Genomic DNA, 17,136 nt, shown 5'->3' on the forward strand with positions numbered 1-17,136 from the left:
TCGGCAACAAGCTGAGAGAATCACTCTCTCAGCTTTCTAACGTCACCCGCCCTTTTGGCGGGTTTTGTCGTCAAGCAATGAGGCATGACGGCACGATATGATTGATGTTCCGACTCTGACAAAAAAGGGTCGTGCTGGGATGATGTATGGCTACGGAAAGCGGTCTCCAATTTACACTCACCGTCGAAGGCTTACCTGACGACACCTTCGCTGTGCTTGAATTCTCGGGCGAATCAACGCTCTCGGCACCTTACTTGTATAAGGTCAAACTTGCCAGCCGTCAGGATAATGTCTCCAAGGACGTGGTGGTTGACTGCAATGTGACCCTGAAGCTTTGGCGTGACGGTGAACTTGCGCAGCGTGTGCACGGTATTGTCCGTCGCTTCACCCGTGGAGATACTGGTGCTCGTCATACCTTTTACATGCTGGAAATCGTCCCAGCCTTATCTCGGTTATCTCTGCGTCAAAACAGCCGTATTTTCCAACAGCAAACTGCGCCTGAAATCATCAGTATTCTGCTGCAAGAAATGGGCATTGATGACTATGCTTTTTCGCTGTCAGCTACGCCTCAAGTGCGTGAATACTGCGTCCAGTATCTCGAGACAGATTTAGCGTTCCTCCAACGTCTTGCCGCTGAAGAAGGCATTTTTTATTGCTTTTTGTCTGCCAAAGACAAGCACACCGTGTTGTTTTCCGATGACACCCAGACGTTACCGTCATCGGATCAGGCTTTCCTTTACAACGCCAACGTCGGTGGCGTCAGTGACCAAGCGTTCGTTAAAGGCTGGCAATTTACGGCGCAAGCCCGCCCGTCTTCCGTCACTCTGAAAGATTACAGCTTCAAAAAGCCCACCTACAGTTTTCTGCAAAACAAGGCCGGCACAGAGATGGGCTTTCAGCGCGGCACGTATGAACACTATGACTATCCCGGCCGCTTCAAAAGTGATGCATCAGGACAACCGTTTACCCAATACCGACTAGAGCATTTGCGCAGTGATGCGCTGACTGCCACGGCGTCGAGTAATATCATGCAGGTCGATGCGGGTCAGATCTTTGAGCTCGAAGAACACCCTGATACAGCAAACAACCGTGACTGGATCGTCGTCAGCATGCAATGTGAAGGTACCCAACCGCAGGCACTCGAAGAGCATGGCGGCGAAGGCATGACCACCTTTCACAATACCTTCGCGGTTATCCCCGGTCATCGACCATGGCGCCCCGAGCCACAACCAAAAACCTGTGTGCATGGCCCTCAAATCGCCATTATCACTGGCCCAAAAGGCGAAGAAATTTTCTGTGATGAACATGGCCGTGTAAAAGTGCAGTTCCCTTGGGACCGTTACGGCGACAGCGACGAAAACTCTAGCTGTTGGGTGCGTGTATCCCAAGGCTGGGCGGGGGCACAATACGGCATGATGGCGATACCGCGTATTGGCCATGAAGTGATTGTCTCCTTCCTTGAAGGCGACCCCGACCAACCGATTATTACCGGCCGCACCTATCACGCGACCAATGTGCCGCCCTACCCCCTACCGGCCAACAAAACCCGCACGGTGCTGAGAACCGAAACCCATCAGGGTGAAGGCTTTAACGAGTTGCGTTTTGAGGACCAAGCAGAGCAGGAAGAAATTTACGTTCATGCCCAAAAAGACATGAACCTGCTGGTGGAGAACGACCGCAAAGACAACATCAAACATGACTTGCACTTGGATGTGGAAAACGAGCGCTTTTCTCACATCAAGGTGGATGACCATTTAACCGTCGATGGACAAAGTAAAACGCATGTCAAAGGCGACATCAGTTTAACCACGGACGCTTCACTGCACATCAAACAAGGTAAGAAACACCTTCTGGAAGCAGGTACGGAAATCCATCACAAGGCTGGCGACAAAGTCATTATTGAAGCGGGAACTGAAATAACCATCAAAACCGCCGCGGGTTTTGTAAAACTCGACCCTGCGGGCGTGCATCTATCTGGTGCGGTGGTGAACCTGAACTCTGGGGGCAGTGCGGGAAGTGGCAGTGGGTTTGGTGGCGTTATGCCGATAATGCCTCTTTTGCTTGATGATGTTGACCCACTAAAACTGACAACTCAGCTCAACGATAATGAAGAGCATGCCTTAGAATCTAAATTTGCTCTCACTCAGCTCAATGGGCTGCCTAAAGTGTTCGATGAACACAGATTCTCTATGTGGCTGAGTGGTGTGTTTGGTCATGATATTCCGCCACAAGCCTATCTAGATTTTTACAAAGCCATTGAATCGGGAAGTATCACCAACCCACCGATTGAAGTCGTTGTTGGCAGTGTGGCCTATTACAACAACAAAACCCAGACAATCATCATTGGCAAAAATTTCATCAGAAACGCGAAAGGTGAAACAGGTAAAGACCATAAAGCCCAGCTGCTTACAGTCTTAGTGCACGAGTTTGGTCACCATGTTGATTACCTGCTGCGCAATGTTTACAGCTCGGTTGGTGGAGATGCCAGTTTGGACGAAGGTGCGGCTTTTGCCGTGCTGCTATCCAATATCAATATGCGCAAGAAAACAGAAACCGTTGTTGCAAACTACAAAGGAACATGGGGAGACGAGCTTCTTTCTATCACCTATGCCAATGTGCACAAAGAGCTTCAGAAGCAGCGCAGCTTCATAGAAAACGATAAAAAAAGCCAAGACGGAGATAGGGAGTATTTTTCCGCAGGAGGAACAGCGGAACAAGCCAAATATGGAAAATACGGGCATAGGTCGATAGAAGCAGCACTCGAAGGCTTTTTCGATGAAGAAGAAAGGGACACAATCTACTACGGCAATTGGCTACGTGATTATTCTCAGGTAGTCGATATCAAGCTTCTAGAATTCAATCTCGATTTACTTATTGGTGCAGCAGACGAGCAAATCAATGACATAGATACCATTAAGAAAGAATTACCTTCTTATCTGAATAAAGTGCAAAGCGAAACAGAGCAAATTAGAACGCAAGCTGTCGTTCAGTTAGAAAAAGCAAAACTCAATCTTGCCCGTTTCACTGATGCAACTTCTGAGCAGATGTTCAGAATGTCTTCTGAGCTATCCAGTTATAGAAGCGCCCTGAATGCTCAAATAAATGCTTTAACAGCGTCCCGGGCTGAGCTTAACACCCTACTCAATCAACGTTCGTTGCCACCCAGTAACACAAATCAAGTTAAACAGAGTATAGATAACATTGACTCCGCAATTGTCGCAAAGCGGGCGCAGCTCAGTTTAATCGATGAACTGGATGCTTTTGTTCTTGGTGGTGGCCAAATTGCTTCCTTTTCAAGCCAAAGCACAGAACATCAGTTATCTTCTGTACAACGGATTGTTACAGATGCGGATATCAGTCGCTTTTTTAAGCACGTTCATCAGTCACTCCCTGCTATCGAGCAACATCTCACCCAAATACAGGAAGCATTGAAGAAATGCTCTGCTCTGCTCAAAAAAGTGGCTGATATAGAAATTACAGATAATACAGGGATCACTTCCGGCGGGCGTCGTGTCGGTAGCAAAGCGATTTCTCGTGAGTCCTTAACACAAGTTGTCGAGATTCTGGCAAGAAAGGAGTTTCCTGAACGTTTCGCTGAAAGCGATAACTCTCCGTTCCGGCTCAACCCTAAGAAGCTCGGTGTATATCGACCCGAAGAGCATTTAGACAATCCCAAAGGTATAACCGCACCAGCCAACCCTCAATACACAGGCGCATTCAGAGGTAACTATAAAGATTCTGAAGGAGAGATTGACGCTAACAAGTGGTATAAGAATTTCTTCAAAGACTCCATCACCTACGCGAAAGAGCAGCTTTCTCTCGCCGCTGATGCGGGCAGGAATCCCAAAGGGTTGATCCACTTTGGGCAAGCATTACATGTGATGGAAGATATTTATGCCCACTCTAACTTCGTGGAACTCGCTATCAACAGGCATCGTCGTGAGAGTGGTGAGAAAAGGTTATTTTGGGCCAAGCCTATGAATACTTGGGTTCAACCAGTACAAGTTGGCAAAACTGATAGCCAAGAGGTAGAGCCCTTAACCACAGGAATATTTGGCGCCAGTGACACCGTTGTGAGCCTACTTTCGGTTTTGGAAAAAGGCAGTGATCATTCAACATCCGCAGAAAAAGAGCACTACCAAACACAAGTCAGTATTATGTTAGTGTTACTCAATGATTATAAGCCAAACGCTGTCGCGCTACTTTTTGACAAACTGGGCTTAGAATATTCTTCAAAGGCTAAAAGCCTTTCCGCAGAGCAGGCATTGGAGGCTGCCCAAAAAGCCGACGAGGTATCATACCTCTATCGTTGGATGGTCAAAGAGCTTCTAAACTTATTGTTCCTGTTTTCAAATCAGCTTAAAGCACTCATTGCCCGCCAAATGATGGAGGCGATAAAATACGCACAGGATGATACATCACCCACGAATCCGACACATACCCAGTTGGCTAAAGACCCGGATGACCATCCATTACACACTATTGCTGCAGAAACTGCTCAGCGGATGGTAGGTACAATGGGGGAAGCGATGAGCGAAGTCTGGCTCGGGCGAAGAAACAAGTCGAGCCTAGAGAATTTTGTAGATGATTTCTTCATTCATCCGGAACACGTTAGCAATAACAGCCCGGCTCATATAAGGGATTTGTATGAGGAAATACGCATATGGGCACTTAATAACCCTATTAAACTGAGGATGGCTGCCGAGTATGATGGCCATCTGGAACATGAGTTAGAAAAGCTCAAGGTAATGGCAGAACAAAACACCCAAGCCCTGGACTTTTACATTGGACTTGAAAAGTTACTTTCAGAGTAAGGTCATTGTCATTTATGAAAATTAGATATCTTATTACCATCGCCTTATTTCTTCTAAGTGGATGTTTCTCTGAAACAGAAGCATCTAACAAACCCATTCGATTGGTCATATCGGGAGATCAAATTACCATTGACGGCAAGGCATTAAGTTTTGAAGAACCGCTCAAAGAGTGGATTGAGGTTTTAGGTGACGGTTATTTGCAAGGTAACAATGGACCAATTAGCGCATTTTACATGAATCGTTTTATTTACCCCGAGTTAGGTATTGACTTAGAGGTTCAATTAAACTACTCCGATGTTAAGTCAGATTGGATAGATGGAGAAGTCGGCACATTAAAAGATCCGTATAATCGCTTCGTTAGTGTTGTCAGGATCAGTATGAACCCTGAATCAAAAGCTAATCCGAGTGATTATCGTTACTTAGATAAAGAAGAGGCCGAGCACCCTTACTATACAATGTATGCCGATTATGCCATTGATTTCTATGGCGCCATTGTAGACAGTGACACGTCAATCGAATCAGTACTCAGTCAAAGCAATATCGTAAAAAGAAACCGGAAATTTCACGCCAGTGTTGGTGTCTATTCGGGTTACGAGAATCTAGGGAATATCGTTTTTAACCACTTTTTTGGTGAGCAGCCTGAAGTTTCTATGTCTATGGAAGTTTGGCCAACCTTAGAGCTAAGGTTAGAAAACGAACGCCGATATTTTGGTAAAGTGGTGACGCGCTAAATGATGCCCTGCTTTGTTAAATCCATATTTGCACTTCTCTTAGTCATAGTTGGCTTACTTACCTAGCACTCTATTTGCTGCGACAACAGCGGTAGGAAGCTACTCCACACCCATCGACTCATGAACCACCACTTTTGATCGCCAGGTATTCATTAAAACCATTCCAGAGTGGAGGTGGGTGAATGCCACGCCGTTTGTCCAGAATGGCGACAATATGAAAAAGCTCTACAGAGCTTACAGTGAATTGCAGGAAATGATTAAAAAACGCGATACCGAAGGATTGAAAGCAGCGTGGTCATTATCAAGCAGAGAGAAAACGATGGCAGATGGTTATGGCTCCACACCAGACGAAATTTTTAATGCTATTGGTATTGAAAGCAAATACGAAAGATACAAAGACATAATCTTTGAACCCATTGGTGAGTGGGCTGATTTTAAGCTTGTTACCTACGCCGGAAGACGCTTAGTTCGACTTGAAAACGCCAGAGGCCATTCACCCCTCAGAGTTTCCTCAGACGAGTTGGATGCAATAACTTCCTTTACCCCCTATTTCTCTATCATCGACGGTCGAGTCGTAACTTCAAGGTAAGGTCAAAATGCAAACAGGGAAAGCAGAAAACACCAAGGAAAAAGGCTCATCATCAGATTTCGCAAAAGCCATGTTGCTATTGGCTTCGATACCGGCAACCTTGATTGCGGCTGTGGTATTTGACGAGCACGGCGGCCATATTCTTGGTGGGTATTTCGCCTTGATTTTTGCATTGGTAGCATTTGGGGCACTACGCAAATTCGTGGTCAGTTTGTTTGTTGAATCAATGACTGTCGAAGGCGTGGTTGTCAGCCTTACTAGCAGCACCAAATTTGTAGAAAAAGAGGGCTCATTAAGCAGGGAAGCTAAAACTCATTATTCACCTGTTTTCCAGTTTTACTATTTAGGACGGGAGTATCGAATTGCATCCCTAATTTCTCGTGATAGCTTTTTTCAAAAGCTGTTCGGCCCCAAGGTCGGCGATAAAGTCAGCATATGGGTTCCCGTCAATAATCCACAAGAAGCAGAGCAAAACAATTTTCGCGGGAGATACCTACACCTGCTAGTCGGTGTTGGAATGTCAGCTCTATCCTTTTGCATTGTCCATTTGTTGACACAATAAGAATGCTTCTTGGTCGTTTATTCTTGTACTTCAATTCAAAAATGACACTCTCCGCAAGGAAAGCACCAGTGAATACAAGAAAAGACAGCAACCGGAAGATAAAAGGTCTACTGAAAGTTTCATTCCTCATTTTCAGCAGTCTGTTCAGCAACACCCCACTATCGATGGAAGTAGATGCGCTCAGAGTGATAACTGTACCATTCTATAAAGATCTGTCCATCGATCTCCCCATAGATGCTGAGTTGAAGCTTAGGGAGTCAGGTATTTACTTTTGGTACATTCAGAAGCTACGACTAACACCCGCAAAAGACAAAATCTTCCAAATTGCTCCGTATAATTTGGATATCGTCGTCAGCGAAGCGCCACAATCGGATTTTGATTATGCTTTCTGGCGAAAAAGCATGGTCGAAGATGGTGTTGAAATTATTGATGAAGTTCCTGGAGGCATGCTTTACTCCTCAGCAAATGTACTGCATATTTTCACGTATTTTTACACTGGCCAGGAGCATGTTCTTGGTAAAGCCACACTCTTTGATACTGAAGATTTGGCCCAAGCACGAGCGATGTTTGAAGTGCTTAACTCCTTCACTCCCAATACAAAACAGAGAAAATTCACAGCCCCCTTCAACATTGCGAACGAGTTACAGACCAAGGAAATAGGCAAAGATAACCCACTAGCAAATGAACTTAGAGAACATGTTCAAGAGGGCTTAACAAAAGAACGAGTGCTTCGCACCCGCACACTTGATGGTTTTTGGGCCAAATTTAACGCATTCAATGAAATCATAGACATATACCCTGAGCTTGAAACAGACACCCTAGAAAAGTTCGCTGACGAGGCAGATCAATACGATTGGGATATTCGTTTTCATCAAGCTTATTTGCCGGGAAAGCAATCGGGTAGCATGGTGATGCAAAGCCAAACAGACCCAATGAGCTTTATCACTTATTGCCTTTTCCAAGATTCGGGTTTGAACTTACTTGTCTCAATTCCATCAACAGTTTCAGTAACGAAGCAATTAGAATTTGCCCACCATTGCAATCACCTGACTACAGCTCAAACCCTGCCTTGGATGACTCAACAATGGCTCTCAAAATCGTTTTATTACAAGAGAGTTAAGCCTATGGATGAACCTGAAGGATGGTTTACTGTCTTTGATGACAATGACAACCCTGATGATTATTTCTTTGGGGCCGCAGGCGTTTTAGATAGTGAAGCCAGGCTTATCATCCCAAACCGCTTCGAAGAAATTGAGTGGGTTGACGGCTTTTTTGTTGGTCAATCTAAACTTGGCAAAGAGCTACTTAATAAGTCAGGGGAATCGTTGCTGATAGCTGAGAACTTTCGATTCGTTGACGACGAACTTTACTTTGTTTGGGAGGATGACAACCTACAAGGCCTTTTTGATCTAAAAAACAAAGCATGGATTATTCCGTTAGCCGAACAAACCATATCACAATTGGACAACAGCGGTTTGTTTACCTTCCGAGAGGTGAGTGAATCAACGCCTACGCGTGTTCGATATGGCAAAGTCGGTTTAATGAATCGTGACGGAGTCGTGTTACTAGAAAACGAATATGACCACTTTTGGTTCAACGCTCAATTGAATGTCATTGTAGCCCAGCAAAAGATGCAATTAGGTTCCCGCTCAACTTATCGCTACGGTATATTCAATTTGAAAGGGGAGCAATTGGTTCCCGTACATTATGATCATGTTCTCAATGAACAAGAAACTATCATCAACTTGCGTAAAGATGAGCTTTGGTATCAGTACCCCGCGAAGTAGATCGGCATACAAAGTGCTTGGCTTGATACGCCAAGCCCATTTCCCTTCCCACTCCAATCTGCGCTACCTTGTAACAACAGTCGCTTTGGGATTCGAGCGATGATTAACAATGGAGTGTGAAATGCGACATCTTGTTTTAGGGCTGCTTTTTTCGTTACTCATCTCGCCAGTGCAGGCGGCTTGGGATGATGAAGCCTATGTGGAAAAAGCCTTCGAGCTGATTGCCCTCAATAACGAGTATGACGATAACACGCACCCCATACGCAAGTGGCATCAGCCCATTAATGTTTGGATTGACCATCGCGTGGGAGACCAAGAGCTTCATACCATGCTGGTTCGCATGCATCTTAAGCATCTCTCAAAGGTAACGGGTCACACAGTCCAACTGGTCGATACTTTGGAGCAATCCAATCTGAGGATGGTGTTTACTCGCCAAAGTCGCTGGCAGGACGAAACCCGAGAGATATGGGGAGCGGATGAGGATTACCCGTTTCGCGGCGCTATCTGCATGGCGCATTTTTCAGTGACTCGAAGCAATGAGATTAAACGCGGCCTGATTGTCATCCCTGTCGATTTTGCGCGTGAACGTGGAAAGTTGTTTGCTTGTGTGGTGGAAGAGTTAACGCAAGCCATGGGGTTGCCGAATGACTCCAACGAGGTTTTCCCTTCCATTTTCAATGACAACACCAAGAACAGTGTTCTGACGCCGTTAGACGTGACCTTACTTAGGTTGCTTTATGCGCCTGACATTCGTGCTGGCATGTCAGGGAATAAGGCGCTTCCTTTAGTATCACAGTGGTTGAAAGCCCGTCCAAACTGGGCAGAAGAATCCAAAGCTCTCGCTCGCCAATCGGAGTTTGTCACTGAGTTGGGGTTGTTTTAAGTATGTGTTTTTACCGATATCGAAAGCTAGAAGTACAACGCAGAATCAAAACGATATCTTGATAATTTCGAGCAGGATATTGCCCCTGCCGATGTGGTCTTTGGCCACTCGACCCTTTGATTAATTCTGGTTGGCGCGATGCGAAAGTTGATGCTCGAAACCCAAACGGATGGATCGTTAAAAGTCCAAATGGCTCTACCGACGTTGTAGTGCTGTTTTCAGGTGAAGGAGAAGCATCTGCTAAGCCATTCCCTACATCTCCTTATGACAACCGGAGAATAAGAGCATCAAATGTCGGAGAAACGGTCATCAGTGAAGCCAAATTTGGGGATATAAATGCGGCCAAACACACCGTTGGAGACAGAATCGCTCTCCCAAGAAACTTCTCTGTATCGTGGCGAAAAAAACTTAACCCGGAAGCAGACTATTCACAATGGCAATTTGAAAGCTACCAACTGACTGGAGACCTTGGCAGTTTAGATTGGATAGAAAAAGCCATTCAAGCCTATCGCGCCGCTACCAATGGGTATTTAAAAACCAGCACATTTGATGTTTTCGCTGAAGGCGAATCGCTGTTCATCACATACAGCGCTGCGTGCTTAACAGACATAGCAGGAGAGCGCTGTGAGGTGGCTAAAGACCCCGAAAACCGCTGGCGTTACTTTGATGAACTTGGGCGTCATGCTTTGATATTGTTTAATGGGAAGGGGCAAAAGGTGCCACATTAACCAAAGGCTATTCAGTGGTCGAATAAATCACTCAAGTGATGGGGTAACCGAATGGTTCTGACAAAGTCTTCTCTTCTATTTTGATGATGCTTCTAATCTAAGAACAACCTGATAGCGCAATTAGACCTCACATTACTCCGTTACTCTATTATTCAGATATTGGTGCTGGTATGACAGAAAAGCTGGTGATGCCCTTAATCGATAGCTGGTTCAAGAGGAATTAATTGGCCGCAACGATCAACTGATCTCTATCTTCAAAGCAAATGCATTGCTGAGTTTGGTTTGAGCTCAGAACCAGCGAAGCTAGCATTCATTTCGGTTAGCTAGCTTCATTGGATCGCATGATTTCAAAGGTCGTACTTGGCAATTTTCCGCCGTAACGTCGAAAGGCTAATCCCTAATTGCTCTGCGACATCTACATATTTTCGGTTGAGTAGAGCCAGAGCATTCGCAATTTCTCGCTTCTCAATGTCATCCAGCAGTTGAATGGGTGTTGCCACAACAGACATCGCATCAACAGATTCCGCGTCAAGCAGCACGTTATCGCGATGTAAAAATGCATGCTCTATCCATTTCGCTAACTCGGAGATGTTCCCCGCCCAAACTCTGCGCTTGGCATGTTCCAACAACAGATGGCGTAGGCTGTCATCCACAGCGCTGTTATCGCCGTAAAGTTCGCTTAGTTTCCTGTCGATGATCAGCGATATATCCTCTGTTCGATTTTGCAAGTTAGGCAAAGATAGCGATGCACCTGTAAGGTAATAATAGAGAGATGGACAGAAGCGACGCTCATGCACTAGATCTTCCAATGGATTGATTGAGCTAGTGATCAATCTGAAATCGAGGCTGGTCGATTTATTGGTATTAAAGTCGAACAGTGTTTTAGTCAAGATGATGTGCGTTAAGGCTGCTTGCAATACGCCAGGAAGCAAATCAATACGCTCGATATACAGAGTACCGCCATTTGCGAGCTCAAATTTAGACTTGTTCCCCTCCTCGTCGCTGCCAAGCAATAGCTCAGAAAGATCCTCTCTTTTAGCTGAATGGAGATTCACAGCCACAAACGGACCTTCGCTAAAGCGTGAACAAGAGTTATGCATGGTATGAGCTAAGCTTCTTTTCCCCGTGCCCTCCTCGCCAAGAATGTAAATTGGAGACGTGTTTTTCATGCAAGCTTTCGCAGCAGAAATGACACGCTGCATCGCTGGCGATTCAGTGTGGTACCTTTCCAGCGTAGAGGCCAATCGGTGTTTTTTGTCCGCTCGTGTTGTGGCTTCTGAAGCGTCAGAAAAACGCAGAACACGACAACCACCCGCAATAGGTAGCATGGTGACACGGTATTGCTGCAACTGTCCGGCAAAGTCGAAATCCACGTTGTCGCCGTTAATTTCTCCACCTTCCGCTATAAGGGATTTTACCTTTGGCGGAAACAGAAACGTTTCGAACACGCTGGTATTGATAATGTCGCCCTCAGAGACAGTAAACCGCTCCAGAAATGCTTGACTACAATGCAACACGAAACCATCGTCATCTAACACTAAAAAGCAGGCTTTGCTGGCATCGATATATTGCTGATTGAAATTAATCCCCTTCAACTGACGGCGATTCGCGCTCATCTCAACCAGACATTCCGCTATCATCATCAGGATAAATTGGACGCTATCTAAAGCATTTTTACTGTCATCAATATAACTGATGTAACCCAGCACACCACTTTCTGAATCGGCGATAGGTACACTCGTCACCGAAAGCTGTAGTTTATTGCTTAAGCGAAGTTTGTGAATCCCCTGAAGCCCCAGTACTTCGGGGGTCCAATAGCTGCCGACCACATAATCATCTACTTCTAATGACTGCTTTATCGCTTTATTGCCGCGCACAGACAAACAAACAAATTCATGACTAAACAGAAGAAGCGTACCCTCAGTACTCATGGGCCATTGACTGACTTTAGTCATCACCTTGCTGAAATCTTTGATGAGGCCAGGGGATTTGAGCCCCTCCAATCTAGCGTCGGTTATCCCGTAATGTAATGCGACCATTGTTATATCCTTATTCAGGCGCTTTCAGCCAAATCTTGACGTTCTAAATTGAGCTTTTTCATTTTGCGCCAAAGGGTTGTACGGCTCAGTCCCAGCGCTCTCGCAACATTTGTCACTTGCCCACCGTGTTCTTTCCATGCATTCGCAATAACATTGCGCTCAGCTTCGACAAGATCGGTGATGCCATATTCCTTAGTCCTTTTATTTTGGATTCTTTCAGGGAGATCTCTGGCATTGATCAAACCTTGGTTGCTCATCAAGGCTGCATTTTCTAATACCTGAAAAGCTTCGAGAAAATTGCCAGGCCAGTGATATTCCATCAATAATTCTTGGGCGTCACTATCTAGACTTAACGGCACTAATTCTCGAGCACTGAGTTGCTCCAAAATGAGTGACAGTGTTTTTTGCAGACGCAACTTATCAATGCATAGTGGTTTTAAATCAAGCTGCGCCAAAGACAACTTCAAATACAACAAGTGGCTTAATCGCGACGCATCCCAATCGTATTGTGGAGATGAACAAGCAATGAGTTCAACACTGAAAGCCTTATGCTGGCCGTGTTCATCGGTGATAACACCTGAGGATAAGATCTTGAGCAGAACACTTTGAAGATCAGGAGCAAGCAGTTCGAGGTTTTCAAGACAAAGCATATTGCCATTAGCATTGAGAAGATAACGAACAAAACGCGCCTTGGTTGCTTCATTCATCGTTCGCTGGGTAAAACCTGCCAGGCAATCCAGCATATTCAACGTTTTATTACATATCTGACGAGATATATAGTCCACCAGATATCTCTCACCTGAGCCAACTTCAGTCGTGATAAACAAACGAAGCCCTGATTTTCCGCGCTGTGCAAGCACTCTATTTATATAGCCATCCTTGACTAACAATTGACTCATTACATGGCGTCGCCAATCATCATCGCGCAAGTGCGTCTGCTCGATATCGACAAAGCAGATACAGTGCTCTCCTATAATCTGTCGGGTTATGTCTGCAGTGATAACGTTCTCAGAGGTGGTCACTGAGAACGTCTCTTTTTCTGAGGTACCAAAGAACGAAGCAATGGGAAACGTCTCCATACCGTTAATGAGCATCATGCCGTGTTTGGCACATTCTCTTGCCGCACGGTTGAGATATCGAATGCCACCACTCAGATTAAACACGCACACCATTTCGGACAGCGCGTCCAATACGCTTTCAAACAAGATCACATTACTCAGGTTTTTCGATGTGTGTTGAACGAGCCTTTCAAGCCACGGTTTTATAGATTGAAGACCAGCTTCATGATGTTTATCCATTAGTACCATCAGGAAATAGTTACCTGTATGGTTCCGCACAGGCACGCACACGGCGGCATAGTCATGAAGCGCTTTTTTATATGACTCATGACAATACATTAGCGCGGTCTCTTGCGTGCGAGCCGCCATAGAAAACGCTGTAGTTCCCACCAAGCTTTTACTGAAGCTGAAGCCCAATTCAACGCCAAGCTCTCGAAGAGGTTCTTTGACCTCAATTGCCCCATCTAACGCCAGTAAATAGCCGTCAGCATCAAGCAAGCACCATACAGCCCCTTCTCCCAAAAGCATGTTTAGCTGGCAGCCACGAAGGTAGTCAATATAAGGCTCAGCAAGTCTCTGACGAGGAAGGTTACTGCTGGGCAAGGCAGACTGCATCTGCCAATCAAAAGCACAAAGCGCACGGTCTTCAAACCAAGAGGATACTAAGGGGTCGTTGAACTCTTTTTGGTTAGGCCACTTATTCTGTATGTGAAGCATCCACTTTTTGTGCTTTTCACTGGTACGACGCATAAATACAACTCAAAAAATATGACAAATCATTGTCATTTTTGTCAGTTTTCTTGGATATCTCTTTCATCCAGTATTGAGATGTCAGGGCAAGCTAAATACACCTTGATTGACCAGAATCAAAAACCTCGGCAAAACGTTGCCAAGCCGAGGTTTTTCTTTATTGGTCAGTAAATTACTGACCTAACTGATGAGCGGTCAGGATAGCCGCAAAGACTTTTTCTGCAGTGACAGGAAAAGGCATGTTGTGGATGGTTTCGCCTTCCGCGCAAGACGCGTGTGCCACGTCCATTAGCTTCTCATTGTTCAGCTCTTTCACACCCATTTGGTGCAGGTTTGTTGGCAAACCAACACTGCGGCAGAAACCAATTACGGTCTGGATCTCTTCGTAATCAGCATTTTCCAGAACCAACTGCACCAGTGTACCGAATGCCACTTTTTCACCGTGCAATAAGTGGTGACATTCATCTAGTTTTGTTAAGCCATTGTGGATCGCATGCGCACCAGCAAGCCCACTTGATTCAAAGCCAATACCACTCAGATACGTATTCGCTTCAATGATGTTTTCTACCGCTTTGGTCGACACACCATTTTCAACAGCTACCTTTGCTTTTAAACCATCAGCCAACAAGGTTTCGTAACACAGTTTTGCCAATGCTTGCGCTGAGCGTGTTGGTGCTCCACCAGCCATCGTCGATTTACCTGAAATCATGTTGGCTCGCGCTTCAAACCAAGTTGAAAGCGCATCGCCCATACCTGCCACAAGAAGGCGAGCTGGCGCTTTTGCAATAATGGCCGTATCCATGATCACCATGTTCGGGTTAGCAGGGAACAACAGGTATTCTGCAAACTCTCCTTCTGGGGTATAGATAACAGCGAGTGCAGAAGTTGGTGCGTCAGTTGATGCGATGGTTGGTACCACTACTACAGGACGCTTTGCATAGAATGCGATAGCTTTAGCTGTATCCAGCGTTTTACCGCCACCAATACCGATAATCACATCCGCTTCCACGCCTTCAGCCAACGCCAATAGCCGATCGATTTCAGGACGTGAACATTCTCCATTGAAGCATTCAAACGTCGCAGGAATTTCGCTGGCAGCAAAACTGGTAGCTACCGTATCTTGCGTTAGTCCCATAACGAAGTCATCGGCAATGGCAAAAGGTTTGCTACCAAAGGTAGACACATATTTGCCAATATTTCCCAACGCACCTTCGCCTTGAATGTATTTACTTGGAGAGATAATAATTTTGTCCATGAATGACTTTTCCTATTCTTAATTCGTGTTATTTAGTCAATGAAGCGAATACACATTCCACTGCGTATGCACCAGGATCTTTGGTACCGTTCAGGCTGTCGCTATTAAGGTAAGACGAGCGACCCGCGTTGGCTTTCAGCATGGTAGACGTTGATTCTGCACCTTCACGAGCGGCGTTTGTGCCACTTTCCAAACCTTGCTCTGCCCATGCATTGAATGCTGGGTACAATGCATCAATCATGGTGCGATCACCCGGCTTCGCGCCGCCATACTGCATCATGCGAACCAGACCATTTTGTAGGGCAGCAACAAGATCGTCGCTTGAAGACAAGTAACTTCCTGCAGCGGTAAAGAAGATGGACAGCAATACACCAGAGGAGCCACCCATCACGGTGGTAAGCTTTTCGCCAATAACGTTCAATAGCACCGATGGTTCGCCCAGAGGCAGGTTGTTGGCATCTAATTCTGCCAACACTTTGCGGGCACCTGCGGAAAACGTTGAACCTGTATCGCCGTCACCCACGATGGCATCCAAACGGTTTAGCTCAGATTCCAAATCGATAAGAGTGCCACAAACAGTGCGAATCGCTGCTGCAACTGCATCGTTCTGGCTTGGGGTGTATTCAATTTTCACTGCTTTGTTTTCACACTGAACAACAGGACATTCACGTTTAGCAATAACGCCCGGCCACGCTTCGGTCGCTGTGTCAGATTGCAATGCAGAACGTGTTTCTTCGTCCAGACGCAGCAACGACAACGAAAAACCTTTCATATCGATAGCCGTCATCAGTGCTGCGGGGCCAACAACAAATTCCAAACCTTCACCCAGCTTGGACTCCACCACTGCTTTCGCAACCACGTTCATCTCTATAGGAGAAAGGCCCCCCAGATTATTGATCAACACAGCGTGCTTCTCACTTGGGCGCGCTTCGAGAAGTTTTTCTGACATCAGTGCCACAAACTCTTGGCACTCCGCCACATCAATGGTTTCAATCCCTGCTTCACCGTGAATGCCGAGGCCTAGTTCTGCTTTTCCATGTGCAATACGGCTTTCGCTGGTGTCACCCGGTAACGAGCAACTAGTCAAAGCGATGCCGATACTTGCGGTGTTATCTATCGCTTTTTGCGCTGCCACTTTTACGTCTGCCAACGATGCGCCTTGTTCTGCGGCATGACCTGCCACTTTGTGCACGAATAAGGTGCCCGCAATGCCGCGTGGTTTTGGATTGTTTGGAATGGAAATATCATCGTTTACGATAACCAGTTCGACGTCGTAGCCCATCTCTTTGGCTTTCTCACACGCAAGACCAAAATTCAGCCGGTCACCAGTGTAGTTTTTGATAATAACCAGACAGCCTTTATCGCCCGTCACATGAACAATGGCGTTAAGCACAGCGTCAACGCTTGGTGCCGCAAATAAATCACCACAAACTGCAGCAGTAAGCATACCTTTACCGACAAACCCGGCATGTGCTGGCTCATGGCCAGAACCGCCACCACAAATGATTGCGACTTTGTCTTTGTTCCAGTCATTGCGCGCAATGACTTTGATGTCGTTATTAAAATCGAGCTTGATCAAGTTGCCTAAACGTTGCGTGTAAAGCGTGCCGTCAATGGAGTCCGACACCCACGATTCTTTCTTGTTGATAATTAGTTCAGCCACGATTACACCTTTTTATTATCTAAATAGTTCGTAAGTTTATGTTCAGGGTTGGATGGAGTTGTTGAACCAGAACTAGGACGCTCGAAAATATGCGCCAGTTGTGCTTCAGCTTCTCCCTCACTCATTCCCAGATGACAAACAAAAATGTCTTTCGCCATCTCGTAGCAACAGTCGCCTTTCATTCGCCTATACCTCACCGAGCTGCTTCTGGGCCTTGTCGTTGTGGGCAATGTGTCGATGCAGCATGATGAAAAGGGTTCCCGGCTCCTCATAGAAG

Annotated in this window: 11 protein-coding genes and 1 pseudogene; 8 read left to right on the top strand and 4 right to left on the bottom strand. The window is 45.9% G+C overall.

The window, feature by feature from the left end:
- Nucleotides 1-146: 146 nt before the first annotated feature.
- The 8 genes and pseudogenes from tssI to Q365_RS0113105 all read left to right on the top strand — a co-directional run.
- Nucleotides 147-2,054, top strand: a pseudogene (tssI, locus tag Q365_RS27445) (type VI secretion system tip protein TssI/VgrG); the annotation flags it as partial.
- Between the two features lie 480 nt (nt 2,055-2,534).
- Nucleotides 2,535-4,814 carry an HET-C-related protein gene (locus Q365_RS27450; RefSeq protein ID WP_245621550.1) on the top strand — a complete coding sequence of 760 codons (2,280 nt, stop codon included), beginning with the start codon at nt 2,535-2,537 and terminating at the stop codon, nt 4,812-4,814.
- A gap of 14 nt (nt 4,815-4,828) precedes the next feature.
- Nucleotides 4,829-5,545, top strand: a complete 717-nt coding sequence (locus Q365_RS0113080) for a DUF7738 domain-containing protein (protein ID WP_028023759.1) — start codon at nt 4,829-4,831, stop codon at nt 5,543-5,545.
- Between the two features lie 214 nt (nt 5,546-5,759).
- Nucleotides 5,760-6,134, top strand: coding sequence for a hypothetical protein (locus Q365_RS25725; protein WP_051563794.1), 375 nt, complete (start codon nt 5,760-5,762; stop codon nt 6,132-6,134).
- Between the two features lie 7 nt (nt 6,135-6,141).
- Nucleotides 6,142-6,696: a DUF3592 domain-containing protein gene (locus tag Q365_RS0113090; RefSeq protein WP_028023760.1), complete on the top strand. Its 555-nt coding sequence runs from the start codon at nt 6,142-6,144 to the stop codon at nt 6,694-6,696.
- A 68-nt stretch (nt 6,697-6,764) separates the two neighbouring features.
- Nucleotides 6,765-8,483 (top strand): hypothetical protein, encoded by a 1,719-nt coding sequence (locus Q365_RS0113095; protein ID WP_028023761.1) that lies wholly within the window; start codon nt 6,765-6,767, stop codon nt 8,481-8,483.
- Between the two features lie 121 nt (nt 8,484-8,604).
- Entirely contained in the window at nt 8,605-9,366 is a 762-nt protein-coding gene (locus Q365_RS0113100) for a DUF2927 domain-containing protein (protein ID WP_028023762.1), read from the top strand.
- Between the two features lie 116 nt (nt 9,367-9,482).
- Nucleotides 9,483-10,094: a hypothetical protein gene (locus Q365_RS0113105; protein ID WP_028023763.1), complete on the top strand. Its 612-nt coding sequence runs from the start codon at nt 9,483-9,485 to the stop codon at nt 10,092-10,094.
- A gap of 347 nt (nt 10,095-10,441) precedes the next feature.
- Here Q365_RS0113105 and Q365_RS0113110 read toward each other — a convergent pair whose 3' ends face one another.
- The 4 genes from Q365_RS0113110 to Q365_RS0113125 form a co-directional block, all read right to left on the bottom strand.
- Nucleotides 10,442-12,133 carry a sigma 54-interacting transcriptional regulator gene (locus Q365_RS0113110; RefSeq protein WP_028023764.1) on the bottom strand — a complete coding sequence of 564 codons (1,692 nt, stop codon included), beginning with the start codon at nt 12,131-12,133 and terminating at the stop codon, nt 10,442-10,444.
- Nucleotides 12,134-12,147: 14 nt separating this feature from the next.
- The gene (locus Q365_RS0113115) at nt 12,148-13,941 is read right to left on the bottom strand and encodes a helix-turn-helix domain-containing protein (RefSeq protein ID WP_028023765.1); all 1,794 of its coding nucleotides are present in this window, start codon (nt 13,939-13,941) and stop codon (nt 12,148-12,150) included.
- Nucleotides 13,942-14,113: 172 nt separating this feature from the next.
- Complete coding sequence (locus Q365_RS0113120; RefSeq protein ID WP_028023766.1) at nt 14,114-15,196, bottom strand: glycerol dehydrogenase; 1,083 nt, start codon at nt 15,194-15,196, stop codon at nt 14,114-14,116.
- 28 nt (nt 15,197-15,224) lie between these two features.
- Entirely contained in the window at nt 15,225-16,859 is a 1,635-nt protein-coding gene (locus Q365_RS0113125; RefSeq protein WP_028023767.1) for a dihydroxyacetone kinase subunit DhaK, read from the bottom strand.
- Nucleotides 16,860-17,136: the final 277 nt, after the last annotated feature.

It is taken from the genome of Enterovibrio calviensis DSM 14347, from assembly GCF_000621165.1.
Taxonomy (GTDB): domain Bacteria; phylum Pseudomonadota; class Gammaproteobacteria; order Enterobacterales; family Vibrionaceae; genus Enterovibrio; species Enterovibrio calviensis.

Bases quoted from the DNA above. Each gene is read 5' to 3' on its own strand.
- Q365_RS0113110 (WP_028023764.1), bottom strand. From the start codon at position 12,133: ATGGTCGCATTACATTACGGGATAACCGACGCTAGATTGGAGGGGCTC.
- Q365_RS27450 (WP_245621550.1), top strand. From the start codon at position 2,535: ATGCGCAAGAAAACAGAAACCGTTGTTGCAAACTACAAAGGAACATGG.
- Q365_RS0113120 (WP_028023766.1), bottom strand. From the start codon at position 15,196: ATGGACAAAATTATTATCTCTCCAAGTAAATACATTCAAGGCGAAGGT.
- Q365_RS0113080 (WP_028023759.1), top strand. From the start codon at position 4,829: ATGAAAATTAGATATCTTATTACCATCGCCTTATTTCTTCTAAGTGGA.
- Q365_RS0113090 (WP_028023760.1), top strand. From the start codon at position 6,142: ATGCAAACAGGGAAAGCAGAAAACACCAAGGAAAAAGGCTCATCATCA.
- Q365_RS25725 (WP_051563794.1), top strand. From the start codon at position 5,760: ATGAAAAAGCTCTACAGAGCTTACAGTGAATTGCAGGAAATGATTAAA.
- Q365_RS0113115 (WP_028023765.1), bottom strand. From the start codon at position 13,941: ATGCGTCGTACCAGTGAAAAGCACAAAAAGTGGATGCTTCACATACAG.
- Q365_RS0113100 (WP_028023762.1), top strand. From the start codon at position 8,605: ATGCGACATCTTGTTTTAGGGCTGCTTTTTTCGTTACTCATCTCGCCA.